Origin of the sequence: Rhodanobacter glycinis, assembly GCF_900114325.1 — a bacterium.
Lineage (GTDB): Bacteria > Pseudomonadota > Gammaproteobacteria > Xanthomonadales > Rhodanobacteraceae > Rhodanobacter_A > Rhodanobacter_A glycinis.
Genome location: NZ_FOSR01000002.1, coordinates 294,372 through 320,948 on the forward strand (window position 1 = coordinate 294,372; position 26,577 = coordinate 320,948).

Annotated in this window: 16 protein-coding genes and 1 tRNA gene; 5 read left to right on the top strand and 12 right to left on the bottom strand. The window is 63.6% G+C overall.

Features of this window, described 5'->3' with window-relative positions:
* Nucleotides 1-31: 31 nt before the first annotated feature.
* From BMY90_RS03525 to BMY90_RS03540, 4 genes are read right to left on the bottom strand one after another with little or no spacing between them, the layout of a single operon-like run.
* Complete coding sequence (locus tag BMY90_RS03525) at nt 32-1,180, bottom strand: hybrid sensor histidine kinase/response regulator (protein WP_092701596.1); 1,149 nt, start codon at nt 1,178-1,180, stop codon at nt 32-34.
* Nucleotides 1,177-1,761, bottom strand: a complete 585-nt coding sequence (locus BMY90_RS03530) for a chemotaxis protein CheB (protein WP_092701599.1) — start codon at nt 1,759-1,761, stop codon at nt 1,177-1,179. The genes BMY90_RS03525 and BMY90_RS03530 overlap by 4 nt, the downstream gene beginning before the upstream one ends.
* Nucleotides 1,758-2,615 (bottom strand): CheR family methyltransferase, encoded by an 858-nt coding sequence (locus tag BMY90_RS03535; protein ID WP_425438642.1) that lies wholly within the window; start codon nt 2,613-2,615, stop codon nt 1,758-1,760. The genes BMY90_RS03530 and BMY90_RS03535 overlap by 4 nt, the downstream gene beginning before the upstream one ends.
* Nucleotides 2,591-5,701: a response regulator gene (locus tag BMY90_RS03540; protein WP_092701607.1), complete on the bottom strand. Its 3,111-nt coding sequence runs from the start codon at nt 5,699-5,701 to the stop codon at nt 2,591-2,593. Before BMY90_RS03540 ends, BMY90_RS03535 begins: the two co-directional genes overlap by 25 nt.
* Nucleotides 5,702-5,973: 272 nt before the next feature.
* On the opposite strand from BMY90_RS03540, the gene BMY90_RS03545 reads away from it, so the two are divergent.
* The 5 genes from BMY90_RS03545 (at nt 5,974) to BMY90_RS03565 (ending at nt 13,716) form a co-directional block, all read left to right on the top strand.
* Entirely contained in the window at nt 5,974-8,289 is a 2,316-nt protein-coding gene (locus BMY90_RS03545) for a TonB-dependent receptor (protein ID WP_092701610.1), read from the top strand.
* 195 nt (nt 8,290-8,484) lie between these two features.
* Nucleotides 8,485-10,479 (top strand): serine hydrolase domain-containing protein, encoded by a 1,995-nt coding sequence (locus BMY90_RS03550; RefSeq protein WP_092701613.1) that lies wholly within the window; start codon nt 8,485-8,487, stop codon nt 10,477-10,479.
* Between the two features lie 12 nt (nt 10,480-10,491).
* A complete protein-coding gene (locus BMY90_RS03555; RefSeq protein ID WP_092701830.1) occupies nt 10,492-11,514 on the top strand; it encodes a dipeptide epimerase in 1,023 nt (340 codons plus the stop codon).
* The gene (locus BMY90_RS03560; protein WP_092701616.1) at nt 11,511-12,842 is read left to right on the top strand and encodes a peptide MFS transporter; all 1,332 of its coding nucleotides are present in this window, start codon (nt 11,511-11,513) and stop codon (nt 12,840-12,842) included. Before BMY90_RS03555 ends, BMY90_RS03560 begins: the two co-directional genes overlap by 4 nt.
* 10 nt (nt 12,843-12,852) lie before the next feature.
* Nucleotides 12,853-13,716, top strand: a complete 864-nt coding sequence (locus tag BMY90_RS03565) for a MurR/RpiR family transcriptional regulator (RefSeq protein ID WP_092701619.1) — start codon at nt 12,853-12,855, stop codon at nt 13,714-13,716.
* Nucleotides 13,717-14,129: 413 nt separating this feature from the next.
* On the opposite strand, the gene BMY90_RS03570 is transcribed toward BMY90_RS03565, so the two are convergent.
* The 8 genes from BMY90_RS03570 to BMY90_RS03605 form a co-directional block, all read right to left on the bottom strand.
* Complete coding sequence (locus BMY90_RS03570; protein ID WP_092701622.1) at nt 14,130-16,496, bottom strand: TOTE conflict system archaeo-eukaryotic primase domain-containing protein; 2,367 nt, start codon at nt 16,494-16,496, stop codon at nt 14,130-14,132.
* 337 nt (nt 16,497-16,833) lie between these two features.
* A tRNA-Arg gene (locus BMY90_RS03575) sits at nt 16,834-16,910 on the bottom strand.
* A gap of 193 nt (nt 16,911-17,103) precedes the next feature.
* Entirely contained in the window at nt 17,104-19,005 is a 1,902-nt protein-coding gene (locus BMY90_RS03580; RefSeq protein WP_092701625.1) for a M61 family metallopeptidase, read from the bottom strand.
* Nucleotides 19,006-19,147: 142 nt separating this feature from the next.
* On the bottom strand, nt 19,148-21,076 hold the full coding sequence (locus BMY90_RS03585) for a M61 family metallopeptidase (RefSeq protein ID WP_245734856.1): 1,929 nt from the start codon (nt 21,074-21,076) through the stop codon (nt 19,148-19,150).
* Between the two features lie 237 nt (nt 21,077-21,313).
* Complete coding sequence (locus BMY90_RS03590) at nt 21,314-22,426, bottom strand: acyltransferase family protein (RefSeq protein WP_139201676.1); 1,113 nt, start codon at nt 22,424-22,426, stop codon at nt 21,314-21,316.
* 281 nt (nt 22,427-22,707) lie between these two features.
* Nucleotides 22,708-24,183, bottom strand: a complete 1,476-nt coding sequence (locus tag BMY90_RS03595) for an amino acid permease (RefSeq protein ID WP_092701631.1) — start codon at nt 24,181-24,183, stop codon at nt 22,708-22,710.
* Nucleotides 24,184-24,546: 363 nt separating this feature from the next.
* On the bottom strand, nt 24,547-25,830 hold the full coding sequence (locus BMY90_RS03600; RefSeq protein ID WP_092701634.1) for a sterol desaturase family protein: 1,284 nt from the start codon (nt 25,828-25,830) through the stop codon (nt 24,547-24,549).
* Complete coding sequence (locus tag BMY90_RS03605; RefSeq protein WP_092701637.1) at nt 25,827-26,573, bottom strand: lysoplasmalogenase; 747 nt, start codon at nt 26,571-26,573, stop codon at nt 25,827-25,829. The genes BMY90_RS03600 and BMY90_RS03605 overlap by 4 nt, the downstream gene beginning before the upstream one ends.
* Between the last annotated feature and the right edge of the window lie 4 nt (nt 26,574-26,577).

Below are 26,577 nucleotides of genomic sequence, written 5' to 3' on the forward strand. Positions count from 1 at the left end.
GCGGTGGACCGGATTCAACCTCCGCCCAGCGCTAAGCTTCACTGGGCAAATCGGCGACGCCGGGCACGTGCCGCGCGAATTGCGCCTTGAACACCACGCCATCGTCCACGTTGGCCACTTCCACGCGGCCACGATGTGCCCGCACGAACTGATCGACGATGTACAGGCCAAGGCCCAGGCCGGACTTGGAGTTCTTGCCCGACCTGAAGGGGTCGAACAGGTTAGGCAGCAGGTCTTCCGGGACGGTGCCCGCGTTCTTCACCTTGAGCGCCAACTGGCCCTGGTCGGTGCCATCGAGCATCACCTCGATGGGACGGGTGGGGTCGCCGTGCTCCAGGGCGTTGCCGATCAGGTTGGAGAAAACCTGGGCCAGGCGATCGCGGTCGAAGTGGCCTTTCACGCCACCCGCAACGGATAGCGAAAACTCGCGGTCCGGATGGGCCATGCGCACTTCGTCGAGCACCGCGTCGGCGACCTCGGACAAATCCGCCTCGCATGCCTCGATCTGCAGCACTTCGGAACGGATGCGCGAAAATTCCAGCAGCTGCCCGATCATGCGTGACATGCGATGCGCACTGGTGTGCATGTGCGCGATGTTGCGCGCAAACTCGCCCTCGCCCAGCGCCGATTTGAGCACGTCGGCACACAGCACGATCACCGACAGCGGCGTGCGCAGGTCGTGCGAGAGGATCGCGATCATGGTCTCGTTGAGCTTGAGCGACTTTTCCAACTGCTGGTTCTTTTCGCTCAGCAATTGCCGTTGCCGATAGAGCTCGATGAAGACCTTGACCTTGCCTTCGATCACGTACGGATCGATCGGCTTGTGCAGAAAATCGACGGCGCCGGATTCGTAGCCCTTGAAGGAACGCAGCGGATCGTTGGGCGAAGCGGTCAGGAAGATGATCGGCACGTCGCGCGTCTTCTGCGATCCGCGCATCAGTTCGGCCAGCGCGAAACCGTCCATCTCCGGCATCTGCACGTCGAGCAGGGCCAGTGCCACGTCATGCGTGAGCAGCATCTCCAGCGCCTCCGCACCCGACGAGGCGAGCAGGACGTGGCGGCCTTCGGCGCGAAGCAGCGCCTCCATCGCGATCAGGTTCTGCGCGATGTCGTCGACGATCAGGATGTTCACCGGCGCTGCATCAGCCGGTGCGTTGTTCTCGGAGTGGAATGTATTCATGCTCGATTGCGCATCCGCTGGCAGATTTCCTCAAGAGTCAGGACCGCTTCGGCCCCAGCATAAGCCAGCGCCGCCGCCGGCATCATCGATGCAGTGGCGTCTTCCGGCGCCTGTACCCACGCAGTGCCTCCCGCGCGGCGCACCGCGGCAAGGCCGTTGCTGCCATCCGTACTCGCCCCGGTCAGCAAGATCGCCAGCAGGCGATTCGAGAAAACAGCGGCAGCCGAGCTGAACAACGGATCGATCGCCGGTCGCGAAAACAGCACCGGCTCGTCGAGTGACAACGCCACGCTGGCTTCGTCCTCCACCAGCATGTGGTAATCCGGCGGAGCAAACATGACCGAGCCACGTTCGATCCGCTGCTTGTCGCACGCCTCGTACACAGGCAATGCGCAGTATGCACCCAGAACCTCGGCAATCGTGCTCGGCCGATGCCTGGGCAGGTGCAGCACGATGAGCATCGGCGGCCGGAAATCCGCCGGCAATGCGCCCAGCAGTTCGCGCAGCGCGGTCACCCCGCCCGCCGACGCGCCCACCACGATGGCGTCGATGTCGTGCTGCCAATCCAGCGACGGCTTCACGGCGCGATTTTCCGGTAGATGCGCTGCTCGCGCACCACCGGCTCGAAAGCATCGGCATGCGTACCGAACTGCAGCGATTCCTTGTTGCCCAGGCCGAGGAATCCGCCGCGTACCAGCGCGTCGCGGAACAGGCCCACGGCGCGGTCCTGCAGCGCGCGGTTGAAATAGATCAGCACGTTGCGGCACGAAACCAGCTGCACTTCCGAGAACACGCTGTCGGTGGACAGGCTGTGGTCGGCGAAGACGATGTTCTTCTTCAGGCTGCGATCGAAGATCACGCCGTCGTAGGCGCTGGTGTAGTAATCGCCCAGCGAGGCCTTGCCGCCCGATGCCTGGTAATTCTTGCTGTAGCCGGCCACGTTGGCCACGTCGAAGCGGCCACCGGCGGCCGCCTTGAGGGCTTCGGTGTTGATGTCGGTGGCGTAGATCAGCGAGCGCTCCAGCAAGCCCTCTTCGTGCAGCAGGATGGCGAGCGACCAGACCTCCTCGCCGCTGCTGCAGCCGGCCACCCACAGCTTGATCGACGGATAGGTGCGCAAGACCGGGATGACATGCTGGCGCAAGGCCAGGAAGTAGCCCGGGTCGCGAAACATCTCGGACACCTGCACCGTGAAATACTGCAGCATCTGCGAGAACAACGCCGGCTCGTGCAGCAGCCGATGCTGCAAATCGCTGATCCGCGCGCAGCCGAATTTCATCATCGCCTGGGTCATGCGCCGACGCAGCGATGCCGTCGCGTAATCGCGAAAATCGTAGTGATAGCGGAGATAGACCGCCTCCAGCAGCAGGCGGATCTCCAGATCGCGCAGCTCGGCTTCCTGGTCGCGCATTATTTGGGACACCACACCCGGCACAACGACACCAGCTTGTCGATCTGGATCGGCTTGGCGATGTAATCGTTGGCGCCAGCAGCCAGGCATTCCTCACGGTCATCCGCCATCGCCTTGGCGGTCAACGCGATGATCGGCAGGCTCGCCAGCTGCGGCTGTTCGCGGATGCGGCGCATGGCCGTCAAGCCGTCCATTTCCGGCATCATGATGTCCATCAATACCAGGTCGACGTCATGTTGCTGGAGATGCTCCAGCGCCTCCCGGCCATTGCGCGCCACTTCCAGGTTGACGCCCAGTGGTTCGAGCACGGCGGTCAGCGCGAAGATGTTCCGGACATCGTCTTCTACCAGCAGGATCGTGCGGCCGTCGAGCATCGCGTCACGCTGGCGTGCCTGCCGCAGCAGGCGCTGCTGGCTCGCCGGCAGGCTCGCCTCGACGCTGTGCAGGAACAGCGTCACCTCGTCGAGCAGGCGTTCGGGCGAGCGCGCACCCTTGATGATGATGGTCTTCGAGTAGCGCCGCAGCCGCTGCTCCTCGTCCCGCGTGAGCGCGCGCCCGGTGTAGACGATGACCGGCGGGAACGACAGCGATTCGTTCGTTGCCATGTGCTTGAGCAGGTCGTAACCGGTACCGTCCGGAAGCGCGAGGTCGGTGATCATGCAATCGAACGTCGTCGCGGACAGTTGCTCCAGTGCATCGGCGACCGTTCCTACCGCCACGATGTTGAGATGATCCTGCGCCAGCAACAACTTGAGATTGCTGCGCAGCTGCGCGTCGTCCTCGATGATCAGCAGGTTGCGCACCTCGCGCTGCTGGCGGTCTTCCAGCTGCTGGATGGCCTCCGCCAAGCGGTCCCGGGTGGCCGGCTTGAGCACGAAACCGACCGCACCGAGTTCCAGCGCGGTATGCGTACGGTCCAGCGCCGAGACGACGTGCACGGGGATGTGCCGGGTCGCCGGGTCGCGCTTGAGGCGTTCGAGCACGCTCAGGCCCGAGGCATCCGGCAGGCCGATGTCCAGCAGGATGCCGCTGGGCGAAAGCTCCGGTGCCAGTCGCAGCGCATCCTCCGCCGTGGAGGCCACCACGCAATCGAAATCCAGCTCGTGCGCCAGCTCGACCAGGGCTTGCGCAAAGGTCGAGTCGTCCTCCACCGCAAGAATCAGGCGGCCGGGGCGCTGCCGCGACGCGCTGTCGTCCTCGACCTCCTGCCCGGACGAAGGCGGTGCCGTGTCCGGGGTGGCATGAGGGGCCGCCGGGCTGACCGCAGGCTCCGCCGGCGCCGGCATGGGAACGGGCACGAGTGGCGGCGACACCGCTTTCGGCGCAGGCGTCGCCACCGTACCGTGCAGCGGCAATTCCAGGGTGAAACAACTGCCCCGCCCCGGCTCGCTGTCGACACTGATGTCGCCGCCCATGCGCTGGGCCAGCTCGCGCGAAATGGAAAGCCCCAGGCCGGTGCCACCGAAGCGCCGGCTGGTGCCGCCATCGGCCTGGCGGAAAGCCTCGAAGATCACCGCCTGCTGGTCGCGCGGAATGCCGATGCCGCTGTCGCAGACGATGAAGCGCACGCGATCACGCGCGACCGTTTCCACCCGCAGCGAGATCTCGCCCGCGTTGGTGAACTTGATCGCGTTCGCCAGCAGGTTCTTGAGAATTTGCAGGATACGCTGCGTATCGCCCTGCATCGGCGCGGCCAGTTCCGGGGGACTGCCCAGCACGAAGCGCAGGCGCTTCTGGCTGATCAGCGGCTCGAACGTATCGCGCACGCGCTGGAAGATCGTTCCGAGCGAGACCGGCTCGATGTTCAACTCCACGTGTCCGGCCTCGATCTTGGACAGGTCGAGGATGTCGTTGATCAGCGCCAGCAGGTCGTTGTTGGAGGAATGGATGGCCTGCGCGTACTTGACCTGCTCGTCGGTCAGCGTGCCGGACTTGTTGTCGGCCAGCAGCTTGGCCAGGATCAGCGAGCTGTTGAGCGGCGTGCGCAACTCGTGCGACATGTTGGCCAGGAATTCGGACTTGTAGCGGCTGGTCGCTTCCAGCGACTGCGCGTTCCTGACCAGGTCCGACTGCACCTTGACCAGCGACTGCTTCTGCCGCTCCAGTTCCTGCGTGCGCTCCTCCAGCTGCACGTTGGTCTGCTCGAGCTCGGCCTGCTGCGACTCCAGCGAAGCCTGCGAGTGCTGCAATGCGCGGCTCTGCTCTTCCAGCTCTTCGTTGGCCACCCGCAATTCTTCCTGCTGGGTCTGCAGCTCTTCGCTCTGCTGCTGGGTCTCCTCCAGCAGCTCGTTCTGGCGCCTGCGGAACAGGGCCGTCTGCAGGGCGATGCCGATCAATTCGCCGGTCTGTTCCAGCAACGTCTGGTCGGCGCCGTACACATCCCGGGGCGCCAGTCGGCCCAGCTCGATCACGCCGCTGACCATGCCATCGACGGTGATTGGCATCAACAACAGCTCCGCCGGCGCGCTGCGTCCAAGCGACGAGACCACCGGGAGATGATCGGCCGGCAACGCCCCGACCTGGCGCGTCACACCAGCTTGCAGCGCCGCGCCAAGCAGTCCGGAATGCCGATCCAGCTTGCGCGGCTGGCGCTCGCTCAACGCAAGTCCGCCCGCCAGCACCAGATGGTCCCCCTGCAGCAGATACAACGCTCCGCATTGCGCCTGCAGGCTGCGGCACAACGAGGACACCGCATTCACCGCGAGCGACTCCGGACTCTGGTCGCCCCGCAACACATCCGACAAGGTATTGCGGCAGCGCTGCAGCCAGAGCAGGCGTTCCGAATCGCGCCGGTTCCGCAGCGCCTGCCACGACACAAAGGCCACAGCCCATGCCGAGACCATGCCTATGCCGCGGCTGACCAGGGAAATCTTGTCGTTGATCCCGTGCGGGGACAACTCAAACCCCAGATAGAGCAGCACCGTCGCCGCGATCGCCACGTAAAAGGGCATGCCGGGCCGCGACTGGAACAGCGTGGCTCCCACGGCAATGAAATACAGGCACCAGATGGCGTACCCGAGAGGCATGGAGATATCCATGCCCAGCGTGAGCAACATGAAAACGCCAATGGCGGTGGGCACGGTAACGTCGCGCAGGGATTGCTTGTTCATGGCAGGGCGTCTGATGGCCAGCGCCCATCGTAACGGACTGGCCATGATGAGTCTGTGCTTCACGGTATCGAAGCACCGGCTTCAAACAGACCGTGCATGTGAGGCGTCTCCCGCAGGAAGGAAAAACGTCCGCGCCAGGCGCAATCCACTTCCGCCCCGAACATTCCCCGATCGGCACGATGGCAAAATGGTATAAATCAATCATTGACCTTTTAACTGGTAGCATGCTACCAATACAGGTACGGGCTATCCGTTTCTCGTGGGGGAGCGTCATGGACATGTATCTATCGCCGTATGCACGTCGCTATATCTGCCTGGCCGTTGCCGTGGCCATGGCCTGTCCGCTGGGACTAATGGCCAAGGACAGCGGTCAGGAACAAACGGTTCCACCGATGGCTAGCAAGACCGACACGCAGGCACGTGGCCATATTCCTGCCACCGCCAAAACCGAGGCCACCCAAAGGGAAGTGACGCGGCTCAGCACCATCATCGTGACGGCCGACAAGCGCAGCGAGCCGTTGCAGTACGTCCCCATGGCCGTGTCGGTGCTGACGCAGGATCAGCTTTCCCGCCAGAGCGCCACCAGCTTTGCCGACTACGTGGCCCAGGTTCCTGGCCTGAACGCCATCTCCTCGGGCGAGGGCTGGACCCAGCTGGTCCTTCGCGGCATCACCTCGGGAAGCCACCAGCCCAACGCGACCGTGGGCACATACATCGACGACACACCGTACGGTTCCAGCACCATTTACGCGGCCGGCAGCATGCTGACGCCGGACATCGATCCCAGCGACGTGCAGCGCATCGAAGTGCTGCACGGACCGCAAGGCACGCTCTATGGATCAAACACGCTGGGCGGCCTGATCAAGTTCGTCACGACACCCCCGGATACGACTCAGGCCAGCGCGCATGCCGATGTCGACGTCAACAGCGTGTCCGGCGGCGGCAGCGGTTTTGGCTCGCATGCGATGGTGAACATCCCGCTGGTGGCCGACACGCTCGGTTTGCGCGTCAACACGTATGCCCGCACCGATCCGGGTTACATCGACAACGTCAGCACCGGCCAATCGGAAGTGAACAAGGCCGAGGTTCGCGGAGGGCGCGCGCAAGTGCTGTGGACTCCTAACGACAAGGTCTCGGTACGCTTCTCGGCGCTGGCGCAGAACCTGAGCAGCAATGGCGTGGCCAATGGTGGCATCGACCTCGATCCGGCCACGCTGCAGCCGGTCTACGGCTGGAACAAGCAGGCGCGCGCCGCCGGCACCGGCCTGTTCAAGGTGAAGTACCGCCTCTACGACTTGTCGGTCAAGGCCGACTTCGGCTGGGCCAAGCTGGTTTCCACTAGCAGTTACGGCACCTTGCGACTGAATGAAAACGTCGACAACACTGCTCTTTACGGCCCGCTGCTGAACCCGATGTTTGGCCTGTCAAACGGCGGTTATGCGGAAGTCCAGCCGATTGCGCTGAACAAGGTCACGCAGGAACTCCGCCTGCAGTCGCCCGAAGACCAGACCTGGGAATGGCGCACCGGCCTGTTCTTCACCCACGAACGCACCGTGGACCAACAGGACATGGCGACCTTCGACGCCACTACCGGGACGCCGATCGCCTTGCCGACCATCGCTCATGTCTCCGTGGGACCGGCACTGTTCACGGAATGGGCCGGCTATGGCGACCTGACCTGGCACCCCACGTCCAAGCTGAGCGTGCTGGTCGGCGCCCGTTACAGCAACGACCGCACCACGTATTCGCAAACCAGCACGGGTCTGCTCATCGGCGACACGGACTTCACTTCGCGCAGCAGCGATCACCCGGTCACTTATCTCGTCAATCCCAGCTACAAGTTCACCGACAACGTCATGGCTTATGTGCGCGTGGCCTCCGGCTTCCGCCCCGGCGGCGCCAACGTCGGTGTCTCGCCCGGATTGGGTGCACCACTGACCTTTGAGCCGGACAAGCTGGTCAACTACGAACTCGGCTTGAAGACGATGATGCTCGACGGGCGCATGAGCCTCGACGTTGATGCCTTCTACATCGACTGGTCCAAGGTTCAGCTGACGTCCGTCGTCGGCGGCATCGGCTTCCTCAGCAACGGCGGCAAGGCTATCAGCCAAGGCTTCGAGGCAAGCTGGCGGCTTCATCCGCTGCGTGGCCTCACTCTGTGGTCAAACGCCTCCTACACGGACGCCAGCCTCGCCAAGGACAATCCGACAGGCAGTGTTTACGGCCTCAAGGGCAATCCCCTGCCGTACGTGCCGAAGTGGAGTGCCAACCTGGGTGCCGACTACAACTTCCCGATGGGCAGTTGGTCCGGCTTCGTGGGCGGCAACTTCAGCTACGTCGGCCGGCGCGCCGGGGAGTTCAACCAGATTCCCGCACCGCGCGTCTACCTGCCTGCCTACAACAATATCGATCTGTATGCGGGCGTGAATCTCGGCGACTGGAGCGTCAAGGTCTACGCCAAGAACCTGGCCAACCGGCACGGCATCACCTCGGTATGGCCGGAGACGCTGAACCCCGTGGGCAGCCCGTTCAATGCCACGGTGCAAACGCCGCGCACGGTCGGTGTGACAGTCAGCGTCGATTTCTGAGTCGCCGCTTGCTGAAGCCGGACGCACAGCCCTGTAGGAGCGGCTTCAGCCGCGATGCTTTTCAGGCTTTTCGGGCGCCATGCCAAAAGCATCGTGGCTGAAGCCGCTCCTACAAGTCGCTCCTGCCACGGAAAGCTGAGAGGCATTGAACGAAATGACGAGCAAGCTCCTGCCAGGCACCAAGGGAATTCACGCATGAACCGAGCATTGAGAGGCCTGGTCGCCTTGGTCGCCAGCGTCGGCCTGAGTGTGGCGATGGCACAGTCGACTGCATTGCCACCTTCACCCGCCGTCAACGCGTCCACGAATGGTCCGGCGGCAGATGCTCCGGCATTGACGCAGCAAGATCTCGGGTCCTTCTTCGATGGCCTGATGCCGTACGCACTTCGTCGCGACGACATCGCCGGTGGCGTGGTGGTCGTGGTGAAGGACGGCAAGGTGCTGTTCACCCGTGGTTACGGCTATGCCAACCTGGCCACGCGCACGCCGGTATCGTCGGACGACACGCTGTTCCGGCCCGGCTCCACCTCCAAGCTGTTCACCTGGACGGCGGTGATGCAGCTGGTGGAACAAGGCAAGTTGAGCCTGGATCGCGACATCAATGACTATCTCGACTTCCACATCCCGGCCTGGCACGGCAAACCGATCACCTTGCGCGAGCTGATGACGCATACCGCAGGCTTCGAAGACGTTACCCGTGGCCTGATGCCGGCGTCACCCAAGGACCTGGACCTTCAGCGCTACCTGAAGGATCGGCTGCCGACACGCATCTTTCCGCCCGGCAAGATCGTGGCCTATTCCAACTATGGCTGCGGACTGGCCGGCTACATCGTGCAGCGGGCTTCTGGCGAACCCTTCGCGCAGTACATCGAACAGCACATCCTGCAGCCACTGGGAATGAGCCATTCAACCTTCGCGCAACCCCTACCGCCGGCGCTGGCGCCGCTGATGTCCAAGGGTTATCTGCGCGCCTCCGACGGCAAACCACAACCGTTCGAACTGATCGATCCCCCGCCGGCCGGCGCGATGAGCACGACGGCGACGGACATGGCGAAATTCATGATCGCCCAGCTGCAGGATGGTCGCTACGGCGACGCGCAAATCCTGCAACCTGCCACCGTCAGGCTGATGCACAGCCAGCAATACGCACCCGCGCCCGGCATGCCCGGCTTCGACCTGGGTTTCTACCAGGAAAACCGCAACGGCCTGCGCATCATCGGTCACGCCGGCGACACCATGTTGTTCCACAGCGACCTGCACCTGCTGCTGGATAAGGACGTGGGCCTGTTCCTCTCATTCAACAGTGCCGGCAATCCCACGGCCGGCGGCACCCTGACGCTGCGACGGGCGATCTTCCACGCCTTTCTTGATCGCTACTTCCCGACCCCGTTGCCCGTGCAGGCGCCGGCACCGCTGAGCGCAAGCGCCGACGCGACCAAGGTAGCCGGCTGGTACCAGACGTCACGACGCAACGACAGCGCAATGCGTCTGTTCAATCTGCTTTCGCAGTTCCATGTCGCCGCATCGTCGGATGGCACCTTGACGGTGTCGCCCATGCTCAGCAACGACGCTGGTGAACCGTTGCGCTGGCGCGAAGTCGCACCGCTGAAGTACCGCGAAATGAACGGCAGGGATCGGCTGAGCTTCGTCGCGGACGCAGACGGCCACATCCGTTACTGGACCACTACCTACATCGCCCCCGTCATGGTGTTCCAGCGTGTTTCCGCTGCACGTAGCAAGGGCACCGCAACACCGCTCGCGGGGCTGTCCCTGCTAATCCTGCTGACAACACTGGCGACGTGGGGCCTGGGCTGTTGGCAGCGTCACCATTACCGGGCCACGCTGGAACTGCTACCGGCCCTGCGTCGCAGCCGCCTGTACTCGCGACTGGGCGCGCTGGCGCTGTTCGTCGATCTGACAGGCTGGCTCGTGCTGGCCGCAACCATCGGCACGCATCCGACGCTGCTGCTGCAAGGCACTGCTGCGCCATGGATGACGGCGCTGTACGTCTTCGGCGTGGTTGCGCTGCTCGGCGCACTTGCTGTCGTGTTGCATGCAATCAACAGCTGGCGCCTGGGATCACGCAGCCTGCATGTGCGGCTGGGCGAGACACTGCTCGCGCTCGCTGCGCTCTATCTCGGCTGGTTCATCCTGGTCTTCGGACTGGTGAGCTTCAACACGCACTTCTAACAAGGAATGATGATGACAAACCGCCGTCATCCGATGATCAAGCTGAGCGCGCACATCGAAAAGCTGCCGCTCAAGCAGCCATTCCATATCACCGGCTACACCTTCACTGCCTGCGACGCGCTGGTAGTGACCTTGCGCGACGGCGAATGCAGCGGCCGCGGCGAGGGGCTTGGCGTCTATTACCGTCACGACACACCAAGCACGATGCTGCAGCAAGTCGAGCAGCTGCGCGACACCATCGAGCAAGGCATCACGCGCGAGCAGTTGCTGGAGCTACTGCCAGCCGGTGGCGCACGCAATGCCGTGGACTGCGCATTGTGGGAACTGGAAGCCAGCCGCGCGAATACTTCCGTCTGGCAGCTTGCCGGCCTGCGCCGACCCGAATCACTGCTGACCACCTATACGCTCAGCGCCGATGAGCCCGAGGTGGTCGACGCCACTGCGCGCAGTTTCGTCAATGCTCGCGCACTCAAGCTCAAGCTCACCAATGACCCACTCAATGCCGAGCGCGTGCGCGCCGTACGCGCCGCCTGCCCCGACGCATGGTTGATGGTTGATGCCAATCAGGGCCTAACGCGCGAGTCGTTGATGCGCATGCTGCCCACCTTTGTGGAAGCCCGCGTGGCCGTGGTCGAACAACCGTTCCCGATCGGCAACGAGAGCTGGTTTGACGGGCTGAACTATCCCATCCCGCTGGCCGCCGACGAGAGCGTGCAGGACCGCACCGACCTGCATGGACTCGAAGGTCGCGTGCAGGTGATCAACATCAAGCTGGACAAGTGCGGCGGCCTCACCGCTGGCCTCACGCTAGCCCGCGAGGCCAGCGCGCTCGGCTTCCGGCTGATGGTCGGCAACATGGGCGGCTCGTCGCTGTCGATGGGGCCGGCCTTCGTGCTGGGATCGTTATGTTCTGTGGTCGACCTGGACGGTCCGATGTTCATCCAGGCCGACCGTGAACCCGGGGTCAGCTACCGCGACGGGCACGTGTGGTGCCCGGACGCGGTCTGGGGCGGATCGCATACCATCGCCGCATGAAGCATTCGGACACGACCCGACCCACGGCACGCGAGCGTCAATTCCTCGGCCATCCGCTCGGCCTGAGCGTGCTGTTCCTGACCGAGATGTGGGAGATGTTCTCCTTCTTCGGCATGCGCGCGCTGCTGGTCTACTACATGACCATGCGGCTGGATTTCGGCCAGGAATACGCCTCGATGGTATATGGGGCCTACGCGGCCTTCGTCTATTTCACCCCGGTGTTCGGCGGCATGGCGGCGGACCGCTGGCTGGGCAAGCGACGAGCGGTGATCATCGGCGCGTCCACCATGGCGCTGGGCCATTTCATGATGGCCTCCGAGGCGCTGTTCTATCCCGCATTGGTCACCATCGCCCTGGGCAACGGCCTGTTCCTGCCCAGCCTGGCCAGCCAGATCAAGGGGCTGTACCGCGAGGGTGATCCGCGCAGCAAGAGCGCCTACAACGTCTACTACGTAGGTGTGAACCTGGGGGCGTTTCTGGCACCACTGGTGTGCGGCTTCCTGGGTGAAGCCTATGGCTGGCACTGGGGCTTCACCGCTGCCGGTATCGGCATGCTGGCGTCGCTGGTGATCTATCTCGCCGGAAGCCGGCATCTGCCGCAGGAGTCTCCACCCACGGCAAAGACCCAGACATCGCGCATGCCACTGGATCAATCCGCACGGCGACGACTTGTCTTTCTTGCCGGCATTGCCGCCATCGTCGTGGTGTTTCGCGGTGCATACGAGCAGGTGGGCAACACCATTGCACTGTGGGCGGAAGTGGGCGTGAACCGGCAGGTCACCGCCGGCTGGAGCATTCCGATGGCCTGGTTCCAGGCATTGGATCCGCTGGTGGTCTTCGCGGCCACGCCGTGGCTGGTGGCACGCTGGACGCGCTTGGCGAAGCATGGCGTGGACACGCCATCGCTGCACAAGATGGCATTCGGCGCGGCCATCGTCGGCTTGTCCTATCTGCTGCTCGCCGCCGTCGCCGCGTGGAGCGAGGCACAAGGCATGCGCGCCCATTGGCCGTGGCTGGTGGGGTGGTTCGTGCTGATGACGCTGGGCGAGCTGTACATACTACCGGTGGGTCTGGGCCTGTTCGGTCGCATGGCGCCGGAAGGCTTCGGTGCAACGTGCATCGCGCTCTGGTTCTTCGCCGGCTTTTTCGGAAACCTGCTCGCCGGCGCGCTAGGCACGTTATGGAGCGTGCTGTCCCACGGTGACTTCTTCCTGGTGATCGGTTGCGTCGCCGGTTTCGCCGCGGCGTTGCTGTTCATCGTCGGTGTTCGCGTGAAGCGCAAGGAAAAGCGCGATAATCCAGATCTGACCACCATGGTTTCGCAATGAGCTGACTTCGATGGCCAAGGATTTAAAGCAAAAACTCATGGATCACTGGGAGCGCTTCACCGCCTCCGAGCAGAAGGTCGCCACCTACCTGATTCACAACATCGCCGACCTGCCTTTCGAAACGGGCGCATCACTGAGCAAGCGTGTCGGCGTGAGCCCGATGACTATCGGGCGTTTTGTGCGAACCCTGGGTTACGAAGGCCTCAACGAGCTGAAAGAGGAGTTCCGGGTCGACAGCGGCTGGAGGCATTTCTACTCGCAGCCCAAGCAGCCCAGGGACAAGGATCCGATTACCTCGCACCTGCTGGCGGAGACTCGCGCGCTGGACAGCGTGCACGAACTGGCCCGAGGCAAAGAGTGGAAAGCGATCGTCCAGCTGCTGGTGTCGGCCGACCGGGTCTCGGTGGCAAGTTTCCAGCACAGCACCTTCCTTGGCCTTGGCTTGGCGAAGTTGTTGCAACAGGTGCGCCCGCACGTGGCCTTCAACGATGGCTCGGACGGAGCCTACGTCGACATGCTGCTGGACTCGACGAAAAGCAGCTGCGTGGTCCTGATCGACCAGCGCCGCTACTTCAAGCAGTTCCGCGACGTGGCCGAGCATGTAGCACGGCGCGGGATTCCGCTGGTGCTGATCACCGATGTCGAATGCCACTGGGCGCGTGAGCTCACGCCCCACTCGCTGATGATCCCGGCGAGCGAGATGTGGCACAGCTACAGCGCGATGTCGAGCCTGATCAGCCTTATCGTCGCCCTGGTCATCGATGAAAGCGATGCCGTCATGGAACGGCTGAGCGAGATCAACGAACTCCGGCAGGACCTGGTCGGCTATGTCGGCCCGCTGCCCGGCAAGACACGGAAACGTGCGAAGAAATAGCTGCGGTCATGTGCAGTCTCAAGGCAACGCTGGCGAGAAGGACCTCGCCCCTCGCGACGTGGGTCAGTCGCATGCGGCGCATCCGAACCTGACGGGAGCGGATTGTCCAAGAAGGACTCGGTCACAGACGGATCACAAGCAACAAGAAACCCAAGATTTTCCGGGGGTTCTGGGCGAATCCTGGACAAATTGCCATAAAGTGGCAGAAATAACCGTCAAATAGTGTCTGGATGACGGCCCCGTTGACACGATATGCCTGAAACTTTCAGGCATATCGTGTCACGCGTGCGAATTCACCCAGAGCTCCATGAGCTTCCAAGCCATATGGGGCATGGGTTGCATGGGATTCTTCTGCCTTGCATCGGTACGTAGCCACCCAGCAAGTTATGCCTCCCAGGGGGGGGACATCCCTGTCAGAGGAGTGAAGCGGTCATCCGATAACCCATTGCTCGGTACCCACGCTGACGCCTGTCCCACATGCGGAGCAAGGCCGGATGACCCGTATCCACGAAATCGATGACGCGCACGTCGGCCTTGCTGGCGTGTTCGCGGTGTAGCCGGCCAGCGTACTGCTGCAGCGTACCTTTCCACGATATCGGCATGGCCAGTACCAGCGTGTCGAGCGGCGGATGATCGAACCCTTCGCCCACCAGCTTGCCAGTGGCGAGCAGAACACGCGGCGCATCTGCTGGTAACCCAGCGAGTTCCATGATCGCCGTGGCGCGCTGTTTCTTCGACATCCGCCCGTGCAGAATGAAAGGCTTCGGCACCCGACCTAGCAGGGCCGTGGCAACGGCATCGAGGTGATCGGTACGCTCGGTCAGTACGAGCACTTTGCGACCTTGAACGAATGCATTCTGGACAGCCTGCGCAATCGCTGCCGTCCTATTAACGTCGTTGGCAAGATGGCGAAACACATCTTGTATGCCTGCCTCTTGAGGGAGGTCGATGGGCTTGTCGAGCAAACATGGAACGACTTCCAGATCGTGCGGCGCCGTTGCCGGCTGGGTGGCGACGTGACGCATCGGGCCACATTGCATGAAGACGATCGGTTGCTGACCATCCCGTCGAACGGGTGTGGCGGTCAGTCCGAGTACGTACTTAGCCTTAACCCGTTTCAGGGTCATATCGAACGACAAAGCGCCGACGTGGTGACATTCATCAACGATGACCTGTCCATAGTTTTCGACCAGCGCGTTGACCTCATCGCGCCTCGCCAGTGACTGGATCACAGCGACATCGATCTTGCCTGTGGGCTTGGGCTTTCCGCCGCCGATGGTGCCGACCACCCCCTTGCCAACACCGAGAAAGAGTTGCAGGCGTTCCTGCCATTGCTTGAGTAGCTCGGTGCGATGCACCAGCACCAACGTGTTGACACCTCGCTGGGCGATCATGGCAGCTGCGGTGACGGTTTTGCCGAAGGCCGTGGGCGCGCACAACACGCCGGTATCGTGTTGCAGCATGGCAGCGGCGGCAGCTTCCTGGTCGGCACGCAGCGTACCCGCGAAAGCCAGCTCGATCGGCTCGCCCTCAAAGCGCTCATCCTGCAGATCGCATTGGATCCCGTTGAATGCGAGCAGCTCCATGGCTGCATCCAGACAGCCACGCGGCAACGCAATGTGATTTGGATAATTCTCCGCACAGCCAATGACACGCGGCTTGTCCCACACGGCAAACCGCATGGCCTGCGCCTTGTAGAACTCGGGGTTCTGGAAGGCTGCGAGGCGGATCAGGCGGTTGGCCAGCGATTGCGGGAGTTGCGCCTTCTCGAAGTAGACGAGGTTGGCCAAGGTGACTGTCAGCTTGGCCGCCGGCAGCGGCCCTGCCAGCTTGCCGGTCGGTATCGCCGATCGCCTCCAAGGCTCCTTGTGGTCTTCCTCGTCGATAAACGTCACATCCAGTGGATGCACGCCGCCGGTCGCGCGAAGAATGATCGGCTCGATGTCATGCGCGGGCATAGGGCTAATGGAAGCCAGGAAAGCCCACTGGTCGGGGTACGGCTGGAACGTGCGATCAACGAAGACGCTGCAGCCACGGTCTCGCGATTCTTTCTGCAGCGGCAGGGCGATCAGGTTGCCGAAACCACCCTTGGGCATCGTGTCCTGGTTGGGAAATAGCCGATCGTAGGAGGTAAGCCTCAGTTGCCGGGTTCGCGCACATGCATGGCTGATGATGGCCGACCCGAGCCGCCGTGCGTCGCGCGCCGGTACAGGGCCAGCGAAAAACACCCAGGCATGTGCGCCGTTGCCAGACCGCGAAACCTCCAGCGCAACAGGAACGCCCAGATCCTCGCAGGACTGTGCAAAGGCCAGGATGTCGTCCTTCCATTCCGCCTCGTCAAAATCGGCAGCCAGGAAGTGGCATGTCTCGTTGGGCATCAAGGGGTAGACGCCGACCGTATGCTTGCCTGCAAGATGGTCATAGAGCACGTTGTCCAGCAGCGGAAGCAGTTGTCGATGACGGCAATCCGAGCACTTGATACGCGGTTTTTCGCAAACACCTGCGCGCCATTCATTTGCGCATGCGGGTGAATACCCGGATTTCCCCGTGGATTTGCTGGCCCATCGAACGGGATAGACATCGGTGCGCCCTCGAAACAGGCGGCGGAACAATGCCACTTTTTCCATGGTGCCAAGTGATGACGATTCGACTTCTGGCGGGATGGAGCGCACAGGCTTCGGCGGGGATGGCAATCGCCAGTCAATGCCGTTCGCCTCTAGCAGTGAGACCAGTCGGGTGATTTCAGTCTGCAGTGCCGCCATGGAATCGCTGTTCGTCATGGATCATCCACCTTGCTGGCTCCCAACCGTCGCAGGGCATGATACGGCGCGGGAGCACATTACAGCCTCCCTGATCGACGGAGGAAACCGCGATGTGCAGCACATTGAGTAACGATTCCCTAGTCTGAAGCCCTGTTTGGGATTCAAGCCGCGTCGACAAGGCCGGCACTTGTCTGGGGCGTGGAAAGCTATTCGCATCGTAGACAGCCGGACAGTCCTAATGGACCGAGCCATAACGAAAAAATGGCAATTCGTGTCAGAGCCCGAGACGGCATAAAGTGTCAAAAGTGACACTTTATGGTGATTTGTCCAATCCGGATTCTGCCGGATTCCAAGATGGTGCGCCCGGAGGGATTCGAACCCCCGACCAATGGCTTCGGAAGCCACTACTCTATCCGGCTGAGCTACGGGCGCATGGTGCGGCGACCGCCGTCACGATGGGTGAACCCGGGGGGTTCACGGACGGCGGAGGCGCAGTATAGCGAAGTTGAAGGGGATCGCCCATGTGGGCGATCCCGTTTGATTTTTTGTGCGTGCGAAGCGCTGTCGCAGGCGGCCCCTCACCCCAACCCTCTCCCCGAAGGGAGAGGGAGACAAGCTCGGGCGATCAGAGGGCCTTGAGCAACGGGCCCAGGGTGTCGGGCTTGCGGGTGTCGCGGACCAGGTGCGGGTACTTCAGGCCATCGTGGTAGTCGATGCGGATGGTCTTGTACTCGTCGAAGTTCTTCACCAGCAGCTCGATCGGCTGGCTCTTGTCCTTCGCCGCGGCGGTGACCGCATCACGCAGGTCGTCGCTGCTGTAGTCGTGGCCGTTCACCGCCACGATGCTCATGCCCGGCGACAGGCCGGCCTTGAACGCGGGGCCGTCCCACAGCACGTCGCCGATCTGGCCGCCCTTGCCCACCGACACGCCCAGCGAGTAGGTGAGGTTGGCGGAGTGGCGACGCGCCTCGATGGCCTTGATCGCGTCGGATGGCTTGTCGGTGTAGACCAGCTTCCAGCCATGCGACTCGATGCCGCCGATCAGCGGGCCGTGGCCATCCAGGCGGCTGCGCAGGTAGGGCGCCCAGTCGAACGGGGCGATGCCGTTGAGCGTCTTGACCACGTCGTCGAAGGTGTACGGGTTGACCGTCCACGAGCCGTTGTCCATGCCGAAGAACGCCTTGGCGAAGTCGTCGATGGACTTCTTGCCGTGGCTGAGCTCGCGCAGCTTGCCGTCCACGTCCAGCCAGATCATCTGGCCAGCCGAGTAGTAGTCCTCACTGGACTGGTAGTTGCGGTACGGCAGCGGCGCGCGCTGGGCGATGGTCGGATCGTTGGTGGTGTCCTGCACGTTGCGCCAGCTGGCCAGGCCCGGGCGGCCCTTGTCGTAGGTGGCCGCCACGTAGGCCCACATGTCGTGCGCCTGCTCGGTGTCCCACAAGCCGGAACGGGCAGCGATCACGTGGCCCCAGAACTGGGTCTGGCCCTCGTACACCCACAACAGGGTGTCGCCCATCGGCACGTTGAAGTTCGGCGTGGCCAGGTCGGCACCGCGACGGTACTTGCCGTCCCAGGAGTGGTTGAACTCGTGCGAGAACAGGTCGCGGCTCAGCGCGTTCTTCTTCCACGCGGTGAAGAAATCGGGCGAGGTACCGTCCTCGCTGGAACGATGGTGCTCCAGGCCGTTGCCGCTCATCTTGTCGCTGAGCGAGACCAGGAAGTCGTAATGGTTGTAGTGGTGCGCACCGTACAGCTTGTACATCTGCTGCACCATGTTGCGGAACAGCTTGACCTGCTCGGGCGTGACTTCCAGGTCCTTCGCTGCGTCGGCGACGATGTCCATGTGCACCGGCGCCTTGGCGCCCGGGTCCAGGTCGATGCGCTTGAAGTACTTGCCGGCATAGATCGGCGAGTCGACCAGGTCGTCGTAGTTGATCGGCTTGTAGTGCACGGTGTTGCCGTCGCGCGAAGCCACGTCCAGCGCGGTGCCGGCCTGCCAGCCGGCCGGGAAGGTGACGCTGGGCTGCGTCTGCACCTGCTTGGCGTAGTAGCCGGCGGGATACAGCGACACCGTGTTCCACTGCAGGTTGAGCATTTCCGGCGTCATCACCACGCGGCCTTCGCGGGTGCTCTGCGGCGACAGGAACTGGAAGTCCACTTCAACCGAGCTGGCGCCCTGCGGCACGTCGATCTGGAAAGCGTAGACGTTGTACGGATCGCGCTTCCAGGTCAGCGTCTTGCCGTTGGCCTTCACCACCAGACCGGCCAGCTTGTCGATCGGACCGGTGGGCGAATGGTGCCCGGGAATCCACTGCGGATAAAGCAGGGTCAGCGGGCCGGGCACGGCCGGCACCACTTCATGCACGCGGAAGATGCGATGGGCGAGATCGGTGGCGTCGACGTGGATCTGCAGCGCACCGGGGGTGTACGGCGTGTTCTGCGGTGCCGGCACGTCGGCGTGGCTGGGAAGGGCAACGAGACCGAACCCGGCGGCAACCAGGGCGGCAAGAAGTGGCGTGGCTTTCAAGGGACTCTCCTGACAACGAACCCATCGCAAAAGATTGCGACGGCAGACAAGGGTCCGATGCTAGCCCGCGCCTGAGCGCGGGCTCCCCTGCCAGAGGTCATGTACAGGACGAGCTGGCGGCCGGCGCACCGGCCGCCGAGGTTCATTTCTTCAGCGGTGCCACGATGGCCCCGATCAGGTCCTTGCCACCGGCACGCACCAGGTGCGGATAGCGCAGGCCACCGTGGTAGTCGATCGACACCGTGTTGTAGACGTCGATGTTCTTCACCAGCAGGGTGATCGGTGCGTCGCCGGTCTTGGCCGCCTTCACCGCGTCCTTCAGACGCTCGGACGAGAAGTCCTTGCCGTCCACCGCCACGATGGTCAGCCCCGGCACCAGGCCGGCCTTGAATGCCGGACCGTTCCACTGCACGTCGTAGATGCTGCCGCTACTGGAAGCGGACAGGCCGATCGAATAGGCCATGTTGGCGCCGTGGCGGATGCTTTCCATCGCCTTGGTCGCGGCATTCGGCTTGTCGGTGTAGACCAGCTTCCAGCCACCGCGGTCGATGCCCTTCTCCGGCAGGTTCGGACCGGTGTAATCCAGTCGCGCCCGCAGGAACGTTGCCCAGTCGAACGGCTGCACCTGATTGAGCGTGTGGATCACGTCGTCGAAGGTGTAGGTCTTGGTGACGTAGCTGCCGTTGTCCATGCCGTAGAAGGCGCGCGCGAAATCATCCAGCGAATGCTTGCCGCCGCTGAGTTCGCGGATCTTGGTATCCACGTCCAGCCACAGCAACTGGCCTTCCGGATAGAAATCGGTGCCGCGGCGCCAGTTGGCCCAGCCGCCACCGCCGTAATAGGTCAGCGGCGCGGCGTCGGCGGTGTCCTGCAGCGAACGCCAGGCGCGACCGGTGCGCGCGCTCATCGCCGCGTCCATGTTGGCCATGACATCGCGGTATTGCGCCGGTGTCCACAGGCCCGAGCGCGCGGTGAGCACGCTGCACCAGTAATCGGTGAGGCCCTCGTACACCCACAGCAGGTCGTCCTGTTCCTTCACGTTGAAGTTGGGCGTCCACAAATCGGCCGGACGGCGGAACTTGCCGTTCCACGAGTGCACGTACTCGTGCGTCATCAGGCTCGCCGCCAGCGTGTGCATGTCGTCGTTGGTGAAGAAGTCGGCGGGCAGGCGATCATCGCTCGACTGGTGATGCTCCAGTCCGAAGTGGCCGGTGTGGTCGGACAGCGTGAGCAGGAAGTCGTAGTGGTCGTAATGGTGCGAGCCGAACAGCAGGCCGGTCTGCTTCACCATCGAGCGCTGTTCGTCAAGCTGCTTGGTGGTCAGCTTCACGTCGTCGGCCGCGTCGCCCACCACGTTCAGATGCACCGGTACCTTGGCGCCGGGCGCCAGGTCGACGCGGTCGAAATGCGTGCCGGCGATCAGCGGCGAATCGACGAAGTTGTTGAAGGTCACCGGCTTGAAGGTGATGGCGTTGCCGGCCTGGCTTTCCACCTGCAGCGCCGTGCCGAACTTCCAGCCTTGCGGCAATTCCACGGTCGGCTGGATGTGGATCTGGCTGGAATAATGCCCGGCCGGATAGAAGGCCACCTGGTTGAATTCCACGTCCACGAAATTCGGCGTGGACGAGGCGCTGGCGCCGAACAGGCTGCCCTGCCCCGGTGCCGGCGACAGGAACTGGAACGACACGTCGAGCTGGCTCACGCCCGCGGGTACGTCAAGGTTGATCGCGAACATGTCGCGCAGGTCGCGCCGCCACGGCAACTGCTTGCCGTTGGCTGTGATGATCAGGCCGGCGACGTTCTGGATCGGGCCGGATGGCGCATGCTCGCCGGGGATCCACTCCGGATACAGCAGCGTGAACGGGCCGGACGTCACCGGAATCGTTTCGTGCACGCGGAAGATCCGCTTCGCCGCATCGGTGAGATCGACCTTGACCGCCAGCGTGCCCGGATACGGCTGGTCCACCGGCGCCGGCCGCGAGGCATCCTGCGCGAACGATGCCGCAGACAACGACAAGGCCCCGATCACCGCGGCGGCGATCAGGCTGGAACGAAAGGCAGGGATTTTCACGCAGGGACTCCGGGCGGGTGGCGGCTCGCGCGGACATCCGCGTTACCGGCAAGGAATGCATCGGACGCCGCGAAGCGACGGCCGACAGTGGCCGGACGATGGTAGATCGAAGGTCACGCCGCTTACCCTGCCAGAGGTCATGGCGATACATCGCAGGGTCTTGCGTCGAGGCGTCCGTGCCGAACGTCCCGCATTGAAACTGACCGCCAACCGCAAGGATCACGGCCGGTGCCGACGCTAGACACCCGCCCCGGCAACAGCACGCGCCGTGGTCGCCAGCCTCAGGCGCCAACGTCGAATCGGCCGCTCGATGATGTGCAGTGAGAACGCTGCCCACAGCAAGGTGGCGACCAGGGCCAATGCCAGTGCCGGCAGGAATGGAATGATGCCTTGCTGTACCAGCTGAAATGCCCACAGCAGCATGCTCAGGTGCACCAGATAAATCGCATACGTTGCATCACTCAACCACGCCCAGCAGGCACAGACCCGCGCCGACGCATGGCGCAATCCCAGCAACATCGGCACCAGCAGTGCCACGCCCAACTGCAGCGCGTCGAACACGAAGGTGCGCGCAAACCAGCCGCGCAACTCAAACCCGCGCACGATCAGCGTCCACCAGAGCAACACGCCCACAAGCACGGCCGCGCCAGCCAGACCCAGCGCGATCCGGTGACGATCCAGCCATGGCATACGCCGCACGGCCACCGCCATGACCACACCGCTGGCAATCGCATCCAGCCGCAACAGCGCGATCTTGCGCACCCATGCATCCCATGGCAATCCTGTCGGCATGCAAGCGCGTGCCAGCAACGGCAGCACGAGGAACCCCACCAGCACCGCGTACAGGCCACGCATGCCCCAACGCGCTGCAGCCGCCAATGACAGCGCGCCAAAGGCCAGGTAGAACCACACCTCGATCGCCAGCGACCAGGACACGCCAAACCAATTGTCGCCCGACATCGGCCAGGCGAAATTCTGTGTCAGCGTGAAGTAATGCATGAACATGCCCGCAGCCATCGGATGCGTGGGTGGATCCACCAGCGCCAGCACGATCAGCCACAGCAAGTACGTCGGCAGCACGCGCAGCAGGCGGCGCAAAGTGAAGCCACGCCAGGCTCGAAAGCCTGGACCAGCCTCGACGATGCGCAGGAGCATGCCGCCGATCAGATAGCCGCTCAGCACGAAGAACCCGGCAAGCCCGAAGGGACCGGCGACGAACATCAGGTCCGCATGGGGAAGGTGCCAGTGCACCGCAGCGAACAGACCGAAATGCGATAACAGCACGCAGGCGGTGGCGGCCACCCGCAATACATCCAGCCCGAGACTACGCCGCGCTTGCCCGTCCACCATGCCCCCGCCCTTGTCGTGCTGCACTGCCCGGCAGGGTAGCGCAAGCGACGCAGAAGACGGCAGACCCGGCGAAGCCCGATGCCCACCACAATCGTTCCGCACCTCCAACACGCGGATTCGGACAACCGTTACCAGAAGCGCCGGCTCCGGACCTTCGGCTCAACGACACGATGCCCGGAGGCTTTCCATACGCTAAACGCCCCGAGTGAGTGGACACCTCGGGGCGTTTGGCGTGCGTTCGACGCATGCTTGCTACAGGCATGCAAACGAACTGGACGCTATCAATCATCCACCTTGCTGTGCCGTATGCCGTAGCAGAAGTAGATCACGCAACCCAGCACCATCCAGATCACGAAGCGCTCGAAGGTGATCGCCGGCAGGCCGCCGATGCGGTGCCAGCCATGAACGCCCATCCACGGCACGCCGAAGATCAGCAGCAGCGAGAACAGCACGCCCAGCGGCGAGATGATCCAGATGGCCGGGGTGCGGAAGGCGCGCTTGATCTGCGGCTTGCGCACACGCAGGATCAACACCGCCGTGCAGATCACGATGAAGGCCGACAGCGTGCCGATGTTGACCAGCTCGGCCACCTCGCCGATCGGCAGCAGGCCGGCGACCACCGCGATGAACACACCGAGGATCATGGTCGGCCGATGCGGCGTGCCGTACTTCGGATGGATCTTGGCGAACCATGTCGGCAGCAGGCCATCGCGTGCCAATGCGAACCAGATGCGCGCCGCACCCAGCATGAAAGCGAACAGCACGCTGGTGATGCCGGCAATCGCCGCGACATTGATCACGCCACGCACCCAGTTGAGGTGCAGCGCCTTGAACGCCGCATCCACCGGGGCCGGGCTGTTCAATTCGGGATACGGCACCATGCCGGTGAGCACCATCGACACCGCCAGGTACAGCACCATCGACACCACCAGCGACAGCAGCACGGCGCGCGGCAGGTCGCGCTGCGGATTGCGCGATTCCTCGGCGGCCGTGGTCAGCGTGTCGTAACCGAATACCGCGAAGAACACCACGCTGGAAGCGGTCAGCACGCCGCTCCAGCCGAAATGCGTTTCGCCATCCGCACCGCTGGTCGCGGCGGGAATGAACGGGTGCCAGTTGGCCGTGTCGACATAGAACGCGCCGACGCCGATCACCAGGACCACGCCGATCACCTTGATCGCCACGATCGCGGTATTCGCACGCGCGCCCCATTCGGTTTTCACCGTCAGCATCCACGCGATCAGCAACGAAATGCCCGCAGCGATCACGTTGAACACGTGGCCGTCGCCCGAACCCGGCGCACCTTGTGCCCATGCGGGCAGCGAAAGTCCGGTGAGCTGCAACAGCAAGGCCTGCACGTAGCCGGACCAGCCGATCGCCACCACCGCCACGATCAAGGCGTACTCCAGCAGCAGATCCCAGCCGATGATCCATGCCACCAGTTCGCCCAACACCGCATACCCATAGGTATAGGCGCTGCCGGTGACCGGGATCATTCCCGAAAATTCCGCATAGGACAGCGCCGCGCAGGCACTGCCGACACCGGCGATCAGGAACGACAGCACCACCGCGGGGCCCGCGTTGGCCGCGGCCTGCTGGCCGGCCAGCACGAACACGCCGACGCCGATGATCGCGCCGATACCGATGGCGGTAAGCTGCCACAAGCCCAGTACGCGCCTGAAGTCACCGCGTTGGCCAGCCTCCGATTGCAACTGCTCGACGGACTTGTGGCGCAACGCCCGGCTCAGGAAAGTCATAGGCTTCTCCCCGCAAAAACAAACGCCGAGCATAACGAATGCGCGCCGATATTCCGAACCGGCCGCTCAAAGACCATGCTGCGGTGCACCCATGCAGATGTTCGCGACAAGCATCGCGTCGCGCAAAAAAGATCCATCGTCGCCGTGACGGGCGCGGTGTCGCCATCGATTCGTGGGTGACCTGCGCCTGGACCGTCGCCTACGCATGCACGACGTGATGCTGCGCGTGAAATCCCGACCGAGGCAGTTTTCATTGCCACCGCGGAAGCTCGCTTGCGGGCGATGCGCCAGGCCTCTCGGGCATGCAACGCAAGGCATCGCCCACCAGCGGGCTTCTGCATGCGTGGGTTGGGGAACGCGAAATCAGCCCGGCAACGCACCTTGCGATGACGAAGGCGGCGGCGCATGCAACCAGCCGCGTCCGCCCAGCCATGGCAACGCCAGTGCGCTGAAGCCGAACACCACCAGCATGGCCACGCCAATGCGCTCATCCAGATGGGCCACGCCGAACCAGCGCCCGCTGGCCAGCGGCACCACCGCGGCGGCCAGCACGCGCAACGCTTCCAGCCATAGTGCACTACGCCGACCTTCCAGCAACGCACCCAGCACATACAGGCCGAACACCAGCCACAACGCATAAGCCAGCGCCATCGGCCACGCCAGTTTTGGCGCCAGCCCCAGGAAGTGCATGCCCATCAGCAGCAGCAACGCGAACTGGAGCAGGCAATACGCGCGCAGCATGCGCGACAGCGGCGGGTCGAACGCGGCATGCGCGATGTCGAATGCCGGCTTGGGGAAACGCTCAGCCACGTCGGCCGGACGCCAGCCCGGTGGACGCAGCCACACCTGCAGCTTGTCGCGCCAGCGTTTCGCGTGCGCGGCATCCTTCGCCAGCGCCCAGTACACCTCGGCGTTCGCCCATAACGGGTTCCAGCTTTGCAGCGGCGAACGCGTGCCGTACACCGGTGGATCGGTGTCGTCTTCCTCGATGAAGGTGCCGAACAGACGATCCCACACGATAAGGATGCCGCCGTAGTTGCGGTCCAGGTAGCGCTCGTTCACCGCGTGATGCGCGCGATGGTTCGACGGCGAGCAGAACACGCGGTCGAACCAGCCCAGCTTGCCCACCTGCTCGGTGTGCACCCAGAACTGGTACAGCAGGTCGATCAGCGCAATCACCGCGAACACCTGCACCGGCCAGCCGAGCAAAGCCATCGGCAGGTAGAACACCCAAGTCAGCAGGAAACCGGTACCGGTCTGGCGCAGCGCCGTGGTGAGGTTGTAGCGCTCGCTCTGGTGGTGCACCACGTGCGCCGCCCAGAACACCGCCACCCGATGGCTGGCACGATGGAAAACGTAGTAGAGCAGGTCGTACAACAGCAGGCCGCTGACCCATACCCACACGCTGTCGGCCGGCAGCTGCCATGGTGCCAGATGGCGCGCGCACCACGCATACACACCGATGCCGAAGACCTTGGTGAAGATGCCGACGACCTGCGACAGCATGCCCAGGCCAAGGCTGTTGATCGCATCATTGCCGCGATACGTGTCGCCGCGGCCGCGCCATCGCGCCACCGCGAACTCGATCGCGATCAGCACGAAGAAACCCGGGATCGCCCAGGCCATGATGCGTTCGGGTGTGATCATCTCGGCTCCGCCTGCCTGCCCGTGCCCGCCGTACGATCCACCGACCGGGCCAGCAGCCACAACGCCGCATAATACGTCGCCAACACCCACAGCGCAGGCCATGGCACGCCACCGCGGAAACGGCTCCAGGCCAGCAGGGCATCGCTCAGCATGAACAACAGGCCGCCCATCGCGGCCCACCGCGCCGATGCAGCACATGGATCACCCCGCATGCCCAGCCAGCGGGCGCGACCCAACGCCTGCCCGGCCATGCTCGCCAGCACCGCCACATAGATCAGTACCGGCACCCGTAACGTCGGCGCCAGCGCCGGCCACAACTGCCACGCGACCAAGCCGCCGACGGCCAGGCAGCCGATCCACGGCCACGGCCGCGCGGCAAAACGCACGTCACTGGTGAATGCCGTAATGAAATGGAGATGCGCGATCAGGAAACACACCAGTCCCGGCACGAACAGATCGCCCGGCAACATCAGGCAGATATCGCCGCCCAGGCAAGCCACCAGGCCGATCAGCATGTGCCGACGGTAGCGGCCCGAAACGGGTGGCGACGCGCGCCACGCCATCACCACGATCAGTACCGTGGCCAGCGGCTTGCACATCCAATGCAGCCAGTGCCAGCCATCGATGGCCTGCGACGACGCCAGCATCGCACCAAGGATCGCACCCAACGCCGCCAACGCCACCGGCACGGCAAACCGGGTCGATGGCGACCCCGTGCGAACGACGGGCGACGGGCTGGACATGCGA